The organism is Pseudomonas sp. JUb42, from assembly GCF_024807945.1.
Lineage (GTDB): Bacteria > Pseudomonadota > Gammaproteobacteria > Pseudomonadales > Pseudomonadaceae > Aquipseudomonas.
The window spans coordinates 191,515-208,359 of the sequence record NZ_JANUFD010000006.1; the positions used below are offsets into that span (position 1 = coordinate 191,515).

Sequence of the window (16,845 nt, forward strand, 5' to 3'; positions counted from 1 at the left end):
CTCAAAAAATCAGGAATGCAGCAACCCCTCCACGGACTCGATACCCGGCACCGCACAATGAATTCTCTTCATCGCCAGCCATTCCCGGGCCTTGGCGATATCGAATATCTGGCCCTGTTCCATTAACGCCAGAACCAGCGAATCAGAAATCCGGTAATGCCCACACTGGGGACATTTACATTCTTCCCAGCTGTCCGCGCAAAAAATTCGCTCTGCCGGCCCCGCGCAAATCAGGCAACTCATGGAACGCCTCGCTTTTTATTATTAGATGAAACAGTCAATCAGCATCGGTTCACGCCACTATAAACATACTATTCACCGGTAAAAAAGCAATCGACTGACCTGGGCAAATAGCGGATATCTATAGCACTTGCCAGCTCGACCATGGATCGCGCTAAAAAATCTCTCAGAACAGTTGCCCGTGCCTTAGCGAATTAATTGTCTGCTGGCGAATACAGCGCAATTCAGGCTCAGTTGGTAGTGGCGAGCATCATGGCTGCGGGTAACAAGCCTGCCCCTGCAGCAAGTTTCTTTTGCGTCAGCAGCATGATTCATTCATAACGACACCGCTCCCCAAACGGCCATCAACGCACCGGTTCGCCCTTCGACCGGATCAGCATCAGGAAGCGCAACCTGGGCAATACGTCGCAGTGATGGCTGGTGATTGGCGGGCTCGGCCCTTTGAATATCGTAGTTGTCCTGGCCTCGTGGATAAGCGCCGACCACCAGGAAGTCTTCACTTTGTTCAAGGCTGCAATGACCGGTGCCTGCGGGCAGCACCAATACATCCCCTTCGCCTACCTCGATCGTCTGACCGGACGGGCCGCCCAGTAGCAGCCGGGCATGCCCTCTGGCAACGCCGACCACCTCATGGGCAGTGGAGTGGTAATGGTGATAGTCGAACACCTGTGCGCGCCATTGCGCAGGCCAGTCATGTTCGTTGAACAACTGCTCCAACCCTGCGGCCTTGTCTTTCGAGGCCAACGGCACTTCACGGTACAGCAACACCGGAAGCTGGCTGTTGGGGATCACGCCATCGTCGCTGAACCAGAGAGTCTGGGGTGGCGCGCTGTTCATGATGACTGGTCTCTGGGTTGCTCTTGAGCTTTTTTCCTCTGTTGGCGGTGAACCTCCTCCTTACCCACCGATTGTGCAGTGGAGTCGCGTTGCCCCTTGCCAGGATCATTGGAGCGCAGGGCGTCGTTGGCCCGCTCTACCTCACCCGGCAGGGTGTGCGGGTTGGGATTTTCCTGAGGTGTTTTGCCATTACTCATGATCGTTGTCCTTGGCTTGCCGGGCCCTGGGGCCATTGATCGGTAGACCTCCGTCTTTTTTCCAAGGTTCCATCTGAGGCTCATGCACCAGGATTACCGAACTGGATATACACCGACCAGGCTCCGAGCAACGACCAGAACACCGCGAAAATCCACGGCGTGCGCAGCGAAAACAGCAGGGATTTGCGGTACCCCTTGTGGGTTGACTCACGCTCGCAGAACAGCGGCGATTCGTCATAGGCCAGCCCCATTAAAGGCTCGCTCTGGAGCAAATTGGCCTGCTTGTAATGCCAGTGATCGATGATTTCATAGGCGGCACGAATACCCGGCCAGGCGTTCAGCGAGCTGAGGATGCCCAGCAGTGCCAGGAACGGCGGCACAACCAGAGTAAACAGCTTGCCCCACTCCGGATTGAGATTGCCCATGGACGAGGTGAAGGCAATGACCAGGAAGGACTGCGCTGCCAGATAGGCGTCGGTCCGGTTGGCGAGAATGCTGGTTTCGTACTGGATTTCCCGGCGATAGAAATCCAGGCGTTCCTTCGGCGAGCCGAACATCTTGGCGTTATGTTCAGTCAGTTCGTTTTCATCGGCGGCGTGGGTGAGGATTCTGGACAAGAGCGACGATGACCTCGGTTATGTGCATGGAATGGTGTTCACCGACAGCGGACCGGAACCACAGTGGTTAGTTCGCTTTCAACGGATCTGCGGTTTTCTGGCACTCACTCAAACTACTGACCTCACTGCACATGACCGTTTAGTTGATAGTTTGGCGATGCGCTTGAACTTTCCAGCTAAAGCCACTCGTCGCATGCCGACAAACTAAAAGAATCGATTTCACCCTAGGCCCCTCACACTTTATGCATGCACGTTTGCATACATATAAAACCAACTACTCAGCCCGAATTGAGGAAGCCACCATGTTTCTACACAACAAGCGCCTGCAATATACCGTTCGTGTCGCCCAACCCAACCCTGGATTGGCCAACTTACTGCTGGAGCAATTCGGTGGTGCGCAAGGTGAACTTGCCGCTGCAGGGCGTTATTTCACCCAGGCGCTGGCGGAAGAAGATCCGGGGCGCAAGGATCTGCTCATGTCTATTGCAACTGAAGAACTGAGCCACCTGGAAATCGTCGGCTCCATTATCGTCATGCTCAACAAAGGCGCTAAAGGCCAGTTGGCCGAAGGTGTCGAAGAGGAAGGCGAACTGTACCGGGCGATCAACGGCGCAGGTAATGACTCTCATATCACCAGCCTTCTCTATGGCGCCGGTGCCCCGCTGACCAACTCTGCCGGTGTTCCCTGGTCGGCTGCGTACATCGATACCATTGGCGAACCGACTGCCGATATGCGCTCCAATATTGCCGCCGAATCCCGCGCCAAGATCGTCTATGAGCGGCTGATGAATGTCACCGACGATCCAGGCGTGAAAGAGGCATTGGGTTTCCTGATGACCCGGGAAATCGCCCACCAGTTGTCCTTCGAAAAGGCCTTGCATGCCATCCAGCCGAACTTCCCCCAAGGCAAGCTGCCTGGCATGCCGGAGTTCACCAATACCTATTTCAATATGTCGGGTGAACCGAACGTGCGCGGCCCATGGAATCAGGGCGATCAATGGGAATACGTAGAAAACCCACAACCTGCAGTGGACGGTGGCGACGGCACGGCGAGCGTGGCGCTGTCAGCCAAAGATCAGGAATTGCTTGAACAACTGAAACTGCGCACTCAGTCCGATCCGGATTCGGACCCGATTACTGGCGCCGACCTCGGCTCTGGCATGGTTCAAGGCAAGGATGAGTAAAAGCAATGCAACCGTCTCGTGGCGGTTGCGCTTTATTTTTAACCTGGAGGCAGAACACCGTGTTCATGACTGAAGAAATGCCAGACCCCGAAGCTACATTTGCAACCACCTTGAGTCACTTCGAAATGTCTGCGCGCAAGGCAAAACGAGGCTTCAAGGTAGCGATGGCGGTAAATGTATTCGGCGTGGGGACCTTGTTGCCCAACGATTTGCCGAAAACTGCCGAGGTGCAAAAAAACCGATGAGCAAAGGATTGACCAGCGCCAGGGACGGCCTTTTGCAGACGCCCTCTAGCGTCGCCAACAGGCGGCAGTGATGGATCAAGTAAGTAAGGCTGTTTAAGACAGGCGATGTTTATGGTCTGCGGCCGTCAATCTTACGACCTCATAAATCGATTAATCAAAACCCTGGCCATTAGTGATTAACCGACAAGAGGTAACTACTTAAATAGACCGGAGCTATCAAACATGCGAGCACTTACTTATCACGGCGCCCATGACGTCCGGGTGGAAACTGTGGCGGACCCGATTCTAGAAGCGGCGGACGACATTATTCTGCGCGTCACCGCCACGGCCATCTGCGGTTCAGACCTGCACCTGTACCGAGGCAAAATCCCCGCCACCGAACACGGCGATATTTTCGGCCACGAGTTCATGGGCATTGTCGAAGAAACCGGTTCAGCGGTGACCGCTGTGCAGCGTGGCGACCGCGTGGTCATTCCTTTCGTAATTGCTTGCGGCGATTGTTTTTTCTGTCAGCAGGAGCTCTTCGCAGCCTGTGAGACGACCAACGACGGACGAGGGGCAATTCTCAACAAGAAATCGATCCCGTCTGGCGCGGCTCTATTCGGTTTCAGCCACCTCTACGGCGGAATACCCGGCGGCCAAGCTGAATATGTCAGGGTGCCTAAAGCCAATACCGGGCCATTTAAAGTGCCCGGAACCTTGGTAGACGACAAGGTGCTCTTTCTTTCGGACATTCTTCCCACGGCTTTTCAAGCGGTCAGCAATACCGGAATCGGGCAAGGTTCAAGCATCGCGATCTTCGGTGCGGGACCGGTCGGCCTATTGAGCGCGGCTTGTGCAAAAATGCTCGGTGCAGAACGCATCTTCATGATTGACCATCATGCCTACCGTCTCTCCTATGCCCAGCACACCTATGGTGTGATTCCGATCAACTTCGACGAGGATGACGACCCGGCCGACACCATCATCCGGCAGACCCCAGGCATGCGCGGCGTCGATGGTGTAGTCGATGCCGTCGGCTTCGAGGCCAAGGGCAGCACGACCGAAACGCTGCTCACCGCGCTCAAACTGGAAGGCAGCAGTGGCAAGGCACTGCGCCAATGCATCGCTGCCGTGCGACGTGGCGGGACGGTCAGCGTTCCTGGCGTCTACGCCGGGTTCATCCACGGTTTCATGTTTGGCGATGCGTTCGACAAGGGGCTGACATTCAAGATGGGCCAGACCCACGTGCAGCGTTTCTTGCCCGAGCTATTGCAACATATCGAAGCAGGTCGCCTGGCGCCCGAGGCAATCATTACTCATCGCATGTCGCTTGAGGACGCAGCCCTTGGTTACGCAATCTTCGACAAAAAAGAAGAGGATTGCCGCAAGGTGATACTTACGCCTGGGGAGCGCCATATCGCAGTGCCCGAAACCGAAATCATGGCCGCCGCGCCAGCCGTATGATGAGCCTGCCTGCAAGGTGAACAGGCGAGCATTGTATGTGCGGCCAGCGAAGGACAATGGCAAACATGCGGGTGAAAACAGTAGCGCTTAACGCCCGCTATTGGTGCATGATATTTCTTCGTACATTCACGGAAAATGGCGTCGGGCGCGACGCCATACCGAAAACACTGGCGCCAGGCCACCAACGCCACTACATTTTCAATATTGCCGCCGCAAAGGTTTGCGAGCGCCCCATCCGCCTCATGTGTTTCACGCATAGGCCATGCTCAAACGTCATAACCCTGTGTTTTCCCACATGGTAGTCTCGCCGCCACTTTTGAATTGGCATTGATCGTTTTTCGATGATGACCAGAACCAGGAAACGTCATGTCCAGAATCTCCCATTCAGCGCTGCGCCGTAATTTCCGAGAACTGCTGGCCTCGCAGAAATGCTTTGAAACCGCCTCGGTATTCGACCCCATGTCCGCACGCATTGCCGGGGACCTGGGTTTCGAGGTCGGTATCCTGGGTGGTTCGGTGGCGTCGCTGCAAGTATTGGCAGCCCCTGACTTTGCCCTGATCACCCTGAGCGAGTTCGTCGAGCAGGCCACTCGCATCGGTCGTGTCGCACAACTGCCGTTCATTGCCGACGCCGACCACGGCTACGGCAATGCGCTGAACGTCATGCGCACCGTCGAAGAACTTGAACGCGCTGGCGTTGCTGCCCTGACCATCGAAGACACACTGCTGCCTGCGCAATTCGGTCGCAAGTCCACCGACCTGATCTCCATCGAGGAAGGCATCGGCAAGGTCAAGGCTGCTTTGGAAGCCCGTGTCGATCCGCAGCTGTCGATCATTGCCCGGACCAACGCCGGTGTGCTGTCGGTAGAAGACGCCATCCTGCGCACCCAGGCCTACGAAAAGGCCGGTGCCGACGGCATCTGCATCGTGGGCATCAAGGACGTCGAGCATCTGCGGCAGATTTCGGAAAAACTCAGCGTGCCGCTGATGCTGGTGACCTACGGCAATCCCAAGCTCACTGATATGCAGCTGCTGGCGAGCCTCGGCGTGCGTGTCGTGGTCGCCGGACATGGCGCGTACTTCGCCGCGATCAAGGCCACCTACGACAGCCTGCGCGCACAGCGCCAGGTCACCCACAGCACCTCGAACCTCAGTGCCACGGAGCTGACTCATACTTACACCCTGCCTGAAAGCTATGTGGCCTGGGCTAAAGAGTTTATGGACGTGAAGGAATAACACTCGCTCCAGGGTGCTCGCGCATGCCATATCGCAGAGTTGCGAAGGCGCTATTGCGAACTCTGTGGCAGCGGATTTATCCGCGAAAAGGTCGTGGAGTGTGCAGACGTCTTCGCGGATAAACCGCTCCCACAGCAGTGATATTGTTCAGCGGGTTATCGCCAACAAGGCGTCTTCCACGCTTTAATGCCCTGCGCCATCAGCGTGCCGAAAAGTGCCGCACATGGGCATGTAGCTCCCCGGCGAGATCGGAGAGATTGATGCTCGAATCATTCACTTCATTGGCGCTGGCGGCGTTGTCATTGGCCAGGTTGCGGATCTTCTCGACGCGCTCACTGATGTCCTGGGCGACCACCGCCTGCTGTTCCGCAGCACTGGCAATCTGAATGGACATGCTGCTGATGGTCTGATTGGTCGCGGTAATGCGATCCAGCACATCACTGGCACTCTCCGCGCGACGGGCGCCACTCTCAGCCTGAATGCTGCTCTGGCTCATGACCTCCACGGCTTTTTGCGCGCTGGCTTGCAGGCGCTCGATCATGCCCTGGATCTCCATGGTCGACGACTGAGTGCGCTGCGCAAGGCTGCGGACTTCATCGGCGACCACGGCAAACCCACGCCCCTGCTCCCCTGCCCTGGCAGCCTCAATGGCGGCGTTCAAGGCCAGCAGATTGGTCTGGTCGGCGATACCGCGGATGGCTTCGAGAATGCTGCCGATACTCGCGGTATCACCTGCCACGGCACGCACCACGTCCGACGCACCGGAGATATCCACCGACAACTGTTGAATGGTACCGACCATCTGCCCGACCAGGCGCTGCCCGTCAGCGGCTGCGTTGTCCGCTTCGCGTGCAGTGGAGGCGGCTTCGGCAGCGTGCCTGGCCACTTCATGCACCGTCGCGGCCATTTCATTGATGGCTGCGGACACCTCGGTGGTATGGGCTTGCTGCTGACGGATATTGGCCTGGGTATTGAGCGTTGCGCGCTTCAACTGGCCGGAGGACACTTGCAACTGCTCGCTGGAAGAAATCACACTGCCGACCACTTCTTTCAGGCTCTTGACCATCTTGCGGAAGGCGCTGGACAGCTCGCCGAAATCACCCTGGGTGTTGGGGTCCATGCTGATATCCAGGTTGCCACTGGCGACCTTGCTGGCATCGCCGGTCAGGCGTTCCAAAGCACCACTGACCTTGCGCCGGATCGCCAGAATGCCGACAACGGCAATAATGATCAGCAGGATGACCAAGGCGATGACTGCGTGCATGTAACTCTCGCCTACATTGCGAAGTTGCGTGACCTCACCCGACGTGCGCTTTTCCAGAAGCTGAAAGAAGTCATCAACCGGATGCATGATCTTGGCTTTTTCGGCGAAGTATTGCGGGCTGTAGACCTGCATCAACGGCTGGTTCGCCCCACCGGCAATCGCCCCGCCCTGCTTGCGCACCGCGTCCATGGCCTGGGTTTCCAGTGTCACCAGACCATTGGACTTACCCTCGGCCTCGGTCAACTTATCGAACTCGGCGCTACTGAAACCCTGTTGCCGCATCAGTTCCTTAAGTGCAACGCTGTCGCCATTACCACGGGGCGCCGATTCATTGGCCAATAGAAAGTCAAGGTACGGCCGTTGATAATCAACGGGGCGCGCGAGTTTGCCGTTACGTATATCGAGAATATCGTTATAACGCTTTGCATAATCTGGATTACCCGTGACCACGAATGCCCGGGCCATTTGTGTCAGGTCATCCGAACTTTGACGTAACTGGTCGGCCAACAGATAGGATTGGTAGCGGTTGTCCTGGCGGTCACTGAGGGTCAGCTGATTGTTGACCAGCAGTAGGATCAGCCCGCACAGCAAGGCTGCGCAGGCAATAATGACGAAGAAAATGAGATTGAAAAATCGTTGGATGGACATCGTACGCGACACTCTTTTTCAGGAGATTTAAGTAATTGCAGGTGTACCCGCCATCTCGACAACATCACCCCTATAGAAGGGTTATTGTCTAAGTGGTCAGGTTATAGTTATGGTATTTTTTGGATTCAGAACAAGCGCCGCCAACATAAGGGATATGGAGGGGCGGCGCAATAGATTACGCGCTGGCTTATTGCCACTGAATAATTGGGGAAATATAAGCACTTAAGCCAAGTTATACTTTTATGTGATAGGTTAAGTACTATTTAACAACTGGGTACGGGTGTACTGAAAACTACCGCACTTCCAGCCTGCCAATGGACCACCCGCAATAATCTGGCGCCCACCCCCAGGGCGCCATCAGGCATCACTACCGAGCCGCGCTGACCATCGCCCTCAAGAGCACCGCGCAGCCGGCCGCCAGATCTTGCGGCGTGGCATTTTCGATTTCGTTATGGCTTATGCCGCCCTCACAAGGGACAAATATCATCCCGGCCGGGCCGAGCTCCGCGATGAAAATCGCGTCATGCCCTGCGCCACTGACAATGTCCATATGACTCAGGCCCAGTTGCCCGGCACCCTGGCGCACGGCATCGATGCACAGTGGTGCGAAGTCCAGTGGCGGGAAATCGGCTGTCGGCGTCAACTCGAAGGTCAGGCCGTGGTGCTGGCAGGTCTGCTCGATAACCTGGCGCAGGTCGTCGACCATCTTTTGCAGCTTGTCAGCGTGCAAATGACGGAAGTCGATGGTCATTTTCACTTCGCCGGGAATCACATTGCGTGAGCCGGGATGAATATTCAGGCAGCCGACCGTACCGCAGGCATGGGGCTGACTGGCCAGGGCGATGCGATTCACCGCCGTGACCACATCGGCGGCGCCGACCAAAGCGTCCTTGCGCAATGACATGGGCGTGGGACCTGCATGGGCCTCGACACCGCTCAGGGTCAGGTCGAACCACTTCTGCCCCAGACAACCCATGACCACGCCTATGGTCTTACGTTGATCCTCAAGAATCGGCCCCTGTTCAATGTGCGCCTCAAAGTAGGCCCCCACCGGGTGCCCGAGTACCGCGCGGTGACCGGCGTAACCGATGCGCTGTAATTCCTCCCCCACCACCAGACCTTGTTCGTCCTGCTTGGCCAGGGTCTCGGCCAGATCAAGTTTTCCGGCAAAGACCCCCGAGCCCATCATGCAGGGCGGAAAGCGCGAGCCCTCTTCGTTGGTCCAGACCACCACCTCGATGGGCGCCTCGGTTTCCAGTTGCAGGTCATTGAGGGTGCGGATCACCTCCAGCCCCGCCATCACGCCAAAGCAACCGTCGAACTTGCCACCAGTTGGCTGCGTGTCGATATGGCTGCCGGTCATGACGGGGGCACGCTGCGGATCGCGACCGGGACGCCGGGCGAAGATATTGCCGATGGCGTCGACGCTGACGCTGCAACCGGCCTGTTCGCACCAATGCACAAACAGATCCCGGGCCTGGCGATCCAGATCGGTCAGCGCCAGACGACATACGCCGCCCTTTGCTGTCGCCCCCAATTGCGCCAGGTCCATGAGTGACTGCCAGAGACGCTGGCTATTGATCAACGGCGCGCTGCTGTCGAAAGCTACATCGGGACTGAGTCGAGTATTCATGCGGCGCTCCCGGCAATGGCCACGGCCAGGCGCACCAGGCTCAAATCACTGCCTGCCGGGCCCATCAAAGAGATACCCAGCGGTGCGCCATCCTTGATGGTCAGCGGCATGTTCAGTTGCGGCGTGCGGCACAACACAGAAATCGCCAGCAGGTGATGGGAGATCTGCCGGGTTTCTTCGATCTCTTCATCCCTGGCGCTCAGCAGCGGTGCTATGTCCGGCACCGTGGGCATCACCAGCACCCGGTTGCCCAGCAGTGCTTTCCAGCGCGCCGCGAAGTCTTCGCGAAAGGCGCAGGCGTTCTCATATTGATCATCGGTGACAGCCTTGGCCCAGGCAAAACGTGCGGCAACGTCCGGGCCGAGGGTCAGGCCCTCGCGTTCGATGAGCGCACCCTGGGCCAGCCAGGCTTCGCGGCCCTGGATATAACGGAACGCCCAGTAGGCCTCTTTCAACGACGGCAGCTCCCCGCCCAACGTGTGCAATGGGCCGGCGTGGGCGCTTATCCGCGCGATAGCGGGCGCCAGGGCATCCATAGATTCGGCAGGCAACAGGGCAAACAGCTCATCACTGATCAGCAACTCGGGAGCGTCGGGCAATGGTTGCGGGTCGTCGCCCAACAGGCACTCGCCGACCAGCCCGAACAAAGCTGCATCACGGGTGAAAAAACCGGCCGTGTCCATGCTTTCACAGAGTGCCTGGGTTTTCTCCAGGGAGATGCGCCCGTGACTCGGGCGCAGGCCGAACAGGCCGCAGTAGCTGGCAGGCGTGCGCACCGAGCCGCCCGTGTCGCTGCCCATGGCGAAGTCGCACAAACCATTGGAGACCGCCGACGCCGAGCCGGAAGAAGAACCGCCGGGGATACGGTCATGGGCCGCGCCATTGCGCGGTGTGCCGTAGTGAGCGTTCTTGCCGCTCATGGAGAACGCCATCTCGTTGGTATGGGCCTTGCCGATCAGCTCGGCTCCGGCATCCAGCAGGCGCTGGATCACCGGCGCCGTGGCGGTCTTGATTCCGGACATCGCCAATACATGGGGATTACCGCCCCCGGTCGGGTAGCCGGCAACATCGAACAGGTCCTTGGCAGCAAAGGTGTAGCCCGTCAGCAAGCCGCTTGCCGCACGGGGCACATCGACGGCCGGATAAGGCATGAAGGCAAACGCAGAATCGCTCATGACAGAGTCTCGCGAGAAAGTTGAACAGGCACCTGGTTCCAGTGATGGCAACTCACTGAGTGTTCGGCAATGACGTCTTCAATGGCAGGAACCTGGCGTTGACACAGGTCGCTGGCCAACAGGCAGCGTGGCGCAAAGGCACAACCGACCGGCAGATTGGCCAGGTCCGGCGGTGCGCCGGGAATGCTGGTCAGGCGTTCGCCCTTGCGCAGTCCCTCCTTCGGTCTGGTGCCCAAAAGCACACGGGTATAAGGGTGCTGCGGGTTATTCAGGAGTTCGGCCAGGGGTGCCTGTTCGACGATACGGCCGCCGTACATCACCGCGACGCGGTCAGCGACTTCCACCGCCGCGCCAATATCGTGGGTAACGAAAATGATCGACAGGCCCAAGGCCTGCTGCAACTCGCGAAGGAGAATCAGAATCTGGATTTGCACCGTGGCGTCGAGGGCTGTAGTGGGCTCGTCCGCCAGCAGGAGCTTTGGCTGACACGACAGCGCCAGGGCAATCATCGCCCGCTGCCGCATGCCTCCGGACATCTCATGGGGGTAGGCGTCCAGACGCAGCTCGGGACTGGGGATACGTACCCGGCGCAAGGCCTCCACCGCGGTCGTTCGCGCCTCTGCGTGGGACATGGGCTGATGACGGCGCAGGGCTTCGATGATCTGCTGGCCGATGGTGTAGACCGGGTCCAGAGCCAGCAGCGGCTCCTGAAAGATCATCGCCGCCACCGGCCCACGCAGCGCCTGCAATTGCTTGCCGGACAAGGCCATGAGGTCCTGCCCGGCAATCTCGATTGTGCCTTCTATACGGGTGGTGCGTTCCGAGTGCAGACGCATCAGCGCGCGCAGGGTCACGCTCTTGCCGGAACCGGACTCGCCGATCAAGGCCAGCACTTCACCTGGCGCCACTTGCAGACTCACGCCATTGACCGCCGACAGGGTTTGCCCGCCGCGCTTGAAGCGCACCTTGAGGTCGCGCACATCGACCATGGGTTGTTCGTTCATGCCTGCGCCCCCTGGTAAATCAGTTCGGCCGCCGGACTGCGGCTATGCCCTGCCCCCGGCTTGACCATCAGGCAGGCGGCATAATGCTCGTCGTCGATCAGGGTCAAAGGCACCGCCGTTTGCGCGCAAATGGCTTCAGCGTGGGGGCAGCGGGTGTGAAAGCGGCAACCTGATGGCGGATCGATAGGGCTTGGTGGGTCACCGGACAGTGGCGAAACCAACGTGCGCTGCGCCGGATCCATTGACGGCATGGACGTCAGCAAGGCTCGGGTATAGGGATGTTGCGCCGAGGCGAACAGTGACTCAGCCGGGCCGACTTCAACGATCTCGCCCAGGTACATGACAATGATCCGGTCCGACAGGTAGCGCACCACATGCAAGTCGTGGCTGATGAACACGTAGGTCAGCTGCAGGCTGTCCTTGAGATCGAGCAGCAGGTTGAGGACCTGGGCTTCCACGGACTTGTCCAGGGCCGAAACCGCTTCGTCGAGGATCACCAGACGCGGATCCACCGCCAGAGCCCGGGCGATATTCACTCGCTGGCGCTGGCCACCGGACAGCTCATGGGCGTAGCGACCGGCGAAGCGCGTTGGCTCAAGGCCCACCCGGCCCAGCAGGTCGCGCGCGCGTTGCAGCGATTCGCGCTGACTGACGCCATGCACCGAAGGCCCGAACGCCACCGATTGCTCCATGGTCATGCGCGGGTTAAGGGACGAGTAGCTGTCCTGAAACACCATCTGCACCTGGCGCCGGTAATCGCGCAACGGCAACTGATGACCGCCGACGGTCATGGCATCGAACACCAGCTCACCGCTGTCATGCTCGATCAACTGCATCAATAGCCGGGCGGTGGTGGACTTGCCGCAACCGGACTCGCCCACCACACCCAGGGTTTCACCCTTGCGCACGGTGAAATCGATGCCATCCACCGCACGCACGACGCTGCGTTTGCCCAGCGCGCCCTTGACCGGGAAGTGTTTGACCAGTTTCGTCACCGTCAACAGTGGCTGCGCAGGGCCGCCAATATCAAGCTTGGTCATGCTCAGCTCCTGATTGCCATGGCCGCCCGCAAGCGATCGGCGAGCACATTGAAAGAGATCGAGGTGATGAAAATCATTGCGCCAGGCAACGCCGACACCAGCGGTTGGGTGTAGATGGCCGTGCGCAGGGTGTTGAGCATCAAGCCCCATTCGGGCTCGGGCGGCGTGACCCCAAGGCCGAGGAACGACAGGCCCGAGGCGAGAATCATCGATACGGAGATCAGGCCGGTGGCGAAGACGAAGATCGGCCCCAGCACATTGCCCAGCACTTGCGTGCGAATGATAGTGAACGCCCCCGCCCCGGAGGCCCGCGCCGCCTCGATATAGTCGCGGTTGCGCACCTGAGTGGTGACGCTTTCGGCGATCCGCGCCACTTGCGGCACGAACACCAGGGTCAACGACAATAGTGCGTTATTGACCCCGGCGCCCAAAGCACCGGAAAAGGCGATGGCCAGCAGCACCGAGGGGAAGGCGTAGAACACGTCGACACTGCGCATGATCAGGCTGTTCAGGCGGCCGCCGAAGTAACCGGCAATCACGCCGATGGCACCGCCGATGAAGAAGGCGAGGATCACCGGGGTGATGCCCATGAACAGTGACAGCCGCGCGCCCAGCATCAGGCGTGACAGCAGGTCGCGACCCAGTTCGTCGGTGCCCAGGGGAAAATCCTGAGTGCCAATGGGCTTGAGGCGCTTGAACATTGAGGTGGTGAACGGGTCGCCTGGGACGATCCACGGGCCCAGTACTGCCAGAATCAGCAGCACTAGAATCACCGCAGCGACCGCCAGGGCCACCGGATCACGACGGACACGGCCAAATACTTCACGCCAGTAGCCCGGCGAACTTTCAACCGGCGCAATGGCCGGGGTGGACGGACGCAGCATCGACAGATTCATGCTCAGCCCCTTTTGATTCGTGGATCGAGCAACGTCTGGAGGATGTCCACCAGCAGGTTGAGCACGACGAAAAACAGCGCCAGGACCCAGATCGTGCCCTGCAACAGCGGCAGGTCACGCTGGAAAATCGCCGAATTGAGCAGCAGGCCGGTGCCTGGCCAGGCAAATACAGTCTCCACCAGAATCGAGCCGCCCATCAGGTAGCCGATCTGCAGGCCCATCACCGCCATCGCCGTGGGTGCGGCGTTCTTCACCACATGCAGGAACAGCCCCCACTCGCCCAGCCCCTTGGCGCGCAGGCCGATGATGAATTCCTGGGACAGGGTTTCCGCCACCTGGGCACGCACGGTGCGGGCGATGATCCCGGTGGGAATCACCGACAGGGTGATCGCGGGCAGAATCATGAACTGCAAGTGCGCCCAGTCCCACGCCCACGCCAGTTGCCCCATGGGGCCGCCACCGGTCGCGGGCAGCCAGCTCAGTTGCGAGGAAAAGACGATCACCATGAGCATGCCCAGCCAGTAATGCGGCACGCTGACGCCGATGGCCGAACAGGCGGATGCAATGCGGTCCAGCCAGCTGTCCTGGAAATAGCCGCCGACGAAACCGAACAAACTGCCCAGCACAAAGCCGATAAAGGTGGCGAGGATCGCCAGGCGCAGGGAGTAACTTACGGCGCCGAGCACTTCCCCGGCCACCGGGCGGCCGCTGGCGATGGACATGCCCAGATCGCCCTGCATCGCGTGCCAGACCCACAGGCCGAATTGCACCGGCAGCGGTTTATCGAAGCCGTAGGCCTGAATCAGCTGTTCGCGCAGGGCTTCGGAGGCGTCCGGCGGCATTACCGATACCAGCGGATCGCCGGGGGCCATGTGCACGAGCATGAAACACACCAGTGCCACGCCCAACAGAATGGGCGTCGTCAGCAACAGACGACGCAGGACATAGGCAAGCATAAGGTCGGTTCCTGTCAGTCAGAGGTATGGCCCGTGTTTGTGGGAGATCCCTCCCCGTCTACGACGCCGCGCTGTCATGCCGCGAACACTAACCGAGGCAAGGAGAAAATCTGTGGGAGCGAATTCATTCGCGAAGAGGCCGGTACGTTCGACGCATCTTCATCGCCTGGAACACCGCTTTCGCGAATCAATTCGCTCCCACAGAGTCTTTGTGATTCAGTAACTTGCACGTCGTTTGATGAGAGCATATTCATTCGCGAATACAGGCTGTCAGTCACCGAAATGGTGAAGGTAGCGACCTCTTCGCGGATGAATCCGCTCCCACACATTCGTTTATCAATCCTGCTTGGAGACCAGCGCCAGATCGATCAGCCAGCTCTGGGCTGGCACCACACCGCTGACCTTCGGCGATATGGCGCGCGGGCCCATGTCGTGGGCGACGTACAGGAACGGGACTTCGTCGACGATGGCCGCATTGAGCTTGCCCGCAGCCTCATCCAACGCCTTGGGGTCGAACGAGTTGCGCACGGAGGTGATCAGCTCCTCGACTTTCGGTGTGCTGAAGTAGCCCCAGTTGTTCGACACCGGCGGGAACGCCTTGGCGCTGGCGAAGCGGACCATGCCGAAATACGGGTCCATGACCGCAGCGCTGACGTTGATCGCATTGGCGCCCTGGGCAGCCGGGTCCTTGGCGCCGAGACGCCAGCCGCTGAACAGGGTGTTCCATTCGGTCACCGCGATATCGACGTCGAAGTAGCAGTTTTTCAGGCTCTGCTGAATGTATTCGTTCATCGGCAGCGGCTGCATCTGCCCGGAACCGGAGGCCGACGTCAGCACCTTGACCTTGACCGGGTGGTCCTTGCTGAAGCCTGCATCGGCCATCAGCTTTTGCGCAGCAGGCTGATCGAAGCGGATTTTGAAGTCCGGGTTGCCGTACCAGGGCGAGTCTTTCTCGTAGGTGCCGGTCGCCTCCTGCATATAGCCACCGAGGTAGGCCTTCAGCTCGCTGCGATCCAGGCACAGGTTGGCGGCCTGGCGCACGCGCTTGTCCAGCCACGGCGAGCCCGGTGCGAAGGAGAACTGCCAAGGCCAGATATGCGGCTGGGCATTGGCGTAGATCTTGAATTTCTTGCTCTTGATCTGATCCATGGCGTCGGGCGCCGGCGCTTCGATCCAGTCCACCTGGCCTGACAGCAGGGCCGCCGTGCGAGCGTTGGCTTCCGGCAACGGAATCAACACCACATGATCAACCTTGGGTACGCGTTTGGGGTCCCAGTAACCGGCGTTCTTGTCCAGCACCAGTTCCTGACGCGGCACCATGCGGTCCATCTTGAACGGGCCAGTGCCGACCGAGTGACCGGCAAATGCAGTCCAGGCCAGTTTTGAGCGTTCGGCCGGGTCGGTGACAGTGGCGGGCACGGCGGCAAAATCTTTCTGCCAGGCCGTGGGCGAGGCCATGAACAGGTTGGTCAGGTTGAACGGCAGCACTGCATCCGGTTCGCTGGTGGTGAGGACCACGGTCAGGTCGTCGATCTTCTGCGCGCTCTTGAGCGTCGGCATCCGCGATACGGTTACGCCGATCTGCCCCGGGGCGAATTGCGGCGCCTGCTTGTCCAGCACCTTGTTGACGTTCCACACCACGGCATCGGCATTGAACGCGGTGCCGTCATGGAACTTGACTCCCGGACGCAGTTTGAACACCCACTGGGTGTGATCATCGGGCTTGACCGCCCATTCGGTGGCCAGGCCCGGCACCAGTGAGCTGGGCTTATCGCTCTGGGAAAGATCCCACTCCACAAGGGAGTCGAACATGGTGATACCGGTGAAGCGGTTGCCTTCATAGCCTTGATCCGGCTGACCGTGGGTCAGCGGAATATCGGCGGCGGTCATGGCGATCCGCAACGTGCTTTCAGCCATGGCGGTGAGTGGCGACAAGGCACCGATCACGACCGAAGAGGCCAATGCCAGTCGGGTAAAACTACGTGCGCGAAATGCTGAAGCAAGCGTCATGGCGAGTTTCCCATCAGTCAGGTAAGCAGAGCTGACGAGGTCAACGCAATGCTCATACCAACTTGCACCGGCGTTTTCTCCAACACTTATCCGGCTGCCAGGATTTGCCTATATTTCAGTTAGTTAGAAATCACCAAAATTTGAAAAATTTACTCGCCCAAACGTTTGGGTAGCGTTACCCAAACGTTTGTGCAATCTTTTGGTACGCCGCGCTCCA

Annotated in this window: 16 protein-coding genes and 1 pseudogene; 4 read left to right on the top strand and 13 right to left on the bottom strand. The window is 59.1% G+C overall.

Going from position 1 to position 16,845, the window contains the following annotated elements; genetic code table 11:
- Nucleotides 1-9: 9 nt before the first annotated feature.
- The 4 genes from M2401_RS13900 to M2401_RS13915 all read right to left on the bottom strand — a co-directional run bounded on the left by M2401_RS13900 (nt 10) and on the right by M2401_RS13915 (nt 1,891).
- Nucleotides 10-243 carry a hypothetical protein gene (locus M2401_RS13900; RefSeq protein ID WP_259103595.1) on the bottom strand — a complete coding sequence of 78 codons (234 nt, stop codon included), beginning with the start codon at nt 241-243 and terminating at the stop codon, nt 10-12.
- A 312-nt stretch (nt 244-555) separates the two neighbouring features.
- Nucleotides 556-1,077, bottom strand: coding sequence for a cupin domain-containing protein (locus M2401_RS13905; protein WP_259103596.1), 522 nt, complete (start codon nt 1,075-1,077; stop codon nt 556-558).
- Nucleotides 1,074-1,274, bottom strand: coding sequence for a hypothetical protein (locus M2401_RS13910; RefSeq protein WP_259103597.1), 201 nt, complete (start codon nt 1,272-1,274; stop codon nt 1,074-1,076). Before M2401_RS13910 ends, M2401_RS13905 begins: the two co-directional genes overlap by 4 nt.
- Before the next feature lie 80 nt (nt 1,275-1,354).
- A complete protein-coding gene (locus M2401_RS13915; protein WP_259103598.1) occupies nt 1,355-1,891 on the bottom strand; it encodes a hypothetical protein in 537 nt (178 codons plus the stop codon).
- Nucleotides 1,892-2,193: 302 nt separating this feature from the next.
- On the opposite strand from M2401_RS13915, the gene M2401_RS13920 reads away from it, so the two are divergent.
- The 4 genes from M2401_RS13920 to M2401_RS13935 all read left to right on the top strand — a co-directional run bounded on the left by M2401_RS13920 (nt 2,194) and on the right by M2401_RS13935 (nt 6,002).
- Nucleotides 2,194-3,075: a manganese catalase family protein gene (locus tag M2401_RS13920; RefSeq protein ID WP_259103600.1), complete on the top strand. Its 882-nt coding sequence runs from the start codon at nt 2,194-2,196 to the stop codon at nt 3,073-3,075.
- 5 nt (nt 3,076-3,080) lie between these two features.
- Nucleotides 3,081-3,320 (top strand): hypothetical protein, encoded by a 240-nt coding sequence (locus tag M2401_RS13925; protein WP_259103606.1) that lies wholly within the window; start codon nt 3,081-3,083, stop codon nt 3,318-3,320.
- A gap of 222 nt (nt 3,321-3,542) precedes the next feature.
- Nucleotides 3,543-4,766 carry a zinc-dependent alcohol dehydrogenase gene (locus tag M2401_RS13930; RefSeq protein ID WP_259103608.1) on the top strand — a complete coding sequence of 408 codons (1,224 nt, stop codon included), beginning with the start codon at nt 3,543-3,545 and terminating at the stop codon, nt 4,764-4,766.
- A 366-nt stretch (nt 4,767-5,132) separates the two neighbouring features.
- Nucleotides 5,133-6,002 (top strand): oxaloacetate decarboxylase, encoded by an 870-nt coding sequence (locus tag M2401_RS13935; protein WP_259103611.1) that lies wholly within the window; start codon nt 5,133-5,135, stop codon nt 6,000-6,002.
- Nucleotides 6,003-6,201: 199 nt separating this feature from the next.
- Here M2401_RS13935 and M2401_RS34520 read toward each other — a convergent pair whose 3' ends face one another.
- The 9 genes and pseudogenes from M2401_RS34520 to M2401_RS13975 all read right to left on the bottom strand — a co-directional run bounded on the left by M2401_RS34520 (nt 6,202) and on the right by M2401_RS13975 (nt 16,628).
- Nucleotides 6,202-7,068 carry a methyl-accepting chemotaxis protein gene (locus M2401_RS34520; protein WP_409033930.1) on the bottom strand — a complete coding sequence of 289 codons (867 nt, stop codon included), beginning with the start codon at nt 7,066-7,068 and terminating at the stop codon, nt 6,202-6,204.
- Nucleotides 7,060-7,914, bottom strand: a pseudogene (locus tag M2401_RS34525) (HAMP domain-containing protein); the annotation flags it as partial. The pseudogene M2401_RS34525 and the gene M2401_RS34520, both read right to left, overlap by 9 nt.
- A gap of 367 nt (nt 7,915-8,281) precedes the next feature.
- Entirely contained in the window at nt 8,282-9,547 is a 1,266-nt protein-coding gene (locus tag M2401_RS13945) for a Zn-dependent hydrolase (RefSeq protein ID WP_259103616.1), read from the bottom strand.
- Complete coding sequence (locus M2401_RS13950; protein WP_259103622.1) at nt 9,544-10,722, bottom strand: amidase; 1,179 nt, start codon at nt 10,720-10,722, stop codon at nt 9,544-9,546. Before M2401_RS13950 ends, M2401_RS13945 begins: the two co-directional genes overlap by 4 nt.
- Nucleotides 10,719-11,726 (bottom strand): ABC transporter ATP-binding protein, encoded by a 1,008-nt coding sequence (locus tag M2401_RS13955; RefSeq protein WP_259103625.1) that lies wholly within the window; start codon nt 11,724-11,726, stop codon nt 10,719-10,721. Before M2401_RS13955 ends, M2401_RS13950 begins: the two co-directional genes overlap by 4 nt.
- The gene (locus tag M2401_RS13960) at nt 11,723-12,766 is read right to left on the bottom strand and encodes an ABC transporter ATP-binding protein (protein WP_259103628.1); all 1,044 of its coding nucleotides are present in this window, start codon (nt 12,764-12,766) and stop codon (nt 11,723-11,725) included. The genes M2401_RS13955 and M2401_RS13960 overlap by 4 nt, the downstream gene beginning before the upstream one ends.
- 2 nt (nt 12,767-12,768) lie before the next feature.
- Nucleotides 12,769-13,662, bottom strand: coding sequence for an ABC transporter permease (locus M2401_RS13965; RefSeq protein WP_259103630.1), 894 nt, complete (start codon nt 13,660-13,662; stop codon nt 12,769-12,771).
- Between the two features lie 2 nt (nt 13,663-13,664).
- A complete protein-coding gene (locus M2401_RS13970; RefSeq protein WP_259103632.1) occupies nt 13,665-14,618 on the bottom strand; it encodes an ABC transporter permease in 954 nt (317 codons plus the stop codon).
- Between the two features lie 336 nt (nt 14,619-14,954).
- Nucleotides 14,955-16,628 carry an ABC transporter substrate-binding protein gene (locus M2401_RS13975; protein WP_259103633.1) on the bottom strand — a complete coding sequence of 558 codons (1,674 nt, stop codon included), beginning with the start codon at nt 16,626-16,628 and terminating at the stop codon, nt 14,955-14,957.
- Between the last annotated feature and the right edge of the window lie 217 nt (nt 16,629-16,845).

Bases quoted from the DNA above. Each gene is read 5' to 3' on its own strand.
- M2401_RS13900 (WP_259103595.1), bottom strand. From the start codon at position 243: ATGAGTTGCCTGATTTGCGCGGGGCCGGCAGAGCGAATTTTTTGCGCG.
- M2401_RS13905 (WP_259103596.1), bottom strand. From the start codon at position 1,077: ATGAACAGCGCGCCACCCCAGACTCTCTGGTTCAGCGACGATGGCGTG.
- M2401_RS13910 (WP_259103597.1), bottom strand. From the start codon at position 1,274: ATGAGTAATGGCAAAACACCTCAGGAAAATCCCAACCCGCACACCCTG.
- M2401_RS13920 (WP_259103600.1), top strand. From the start codon at position 2,194: ATGTTTCTACACAACAAGCGCCTGCAATATACCGTTCGTGTCGCCCAA.
- M2401_RS13925 (WP_259103606.1), top strand. From the start codon at position 3,081: ATGCAACCGTCTCGTGGCGGTTGCGCTTTATTTTTAACCTGGAGGCAG.
- M2401_RS13930 (WP_259103608.1), top strand. From the start codon at position 3,543: ATGCGAGCACTTACTTATCACGGCGCCCATGACGTCCGGGTGGAAACT.
- M2401_RS13935 (WP_259103611.1), top strand. From the start codon at position 5,133: ATGTCCAGAATCTCCCATTCAGCGCTGCGCCGTAATTTCCGAGAACTG.
- M2401_RS34520 (WP_409033930.1), bottom strand. From the start codon at position 7,068: ATGGTCAAGAGCCTGAAAGAAGTGGTCGGCAGTGTGATTTCTTCCAGC.
- M2401_RS13945 (WP_259103616.1), bottom strand. From the start codon at position 9,547: ATGAATACTCGACTCAGTCCCGATGTAGCTTTCGACAGCAGCGCGCCG.
- M2401_RS13950 (WP_259103622.1), bottom strand. From the start codon at position 10,722: ATGAGCGATTCTGCGTTTGCCTTCATGCCTTATCCGGCCGTCGATGTG.
- M2401_RS13955 (WP_259103625.1), bottom strand. From the start codon at position 11,726: ATGAACGAACAACCCATGGTCGATGTGCGCGACCTCAAGGTGCGCTTC.
- M2401_RS13960 (WP_259103628.1), bottom strand. From the start codon at position 12,766: ATGACCAAGCTTGATATTGGCGGCCCTGCGCAGCCACTGTTGACGGTG.
- M2401_RS13965 (WP_259103630.1), bottom strand. From the start codon at position 13,662: ATGAATCTGTCGATGCTGCGTCCGTCCACCCCGGCCATTGCGCCGGTT.
- M2401_RS13970 (WP_259103632.1), bottom strand. From the start codon at position 14,618: ATGCTTGCCTATGTCCTGCGTCGTCTGTTGCTGACGACGCCCATTCTG.
- M2401_RS13975 (WP_259103633.1), bottom strand. From the start codon at position 16,628: ATGACGCTTGCTTCAGCATTTCGCGCACGTAGTTTTACCCGACTGGCA.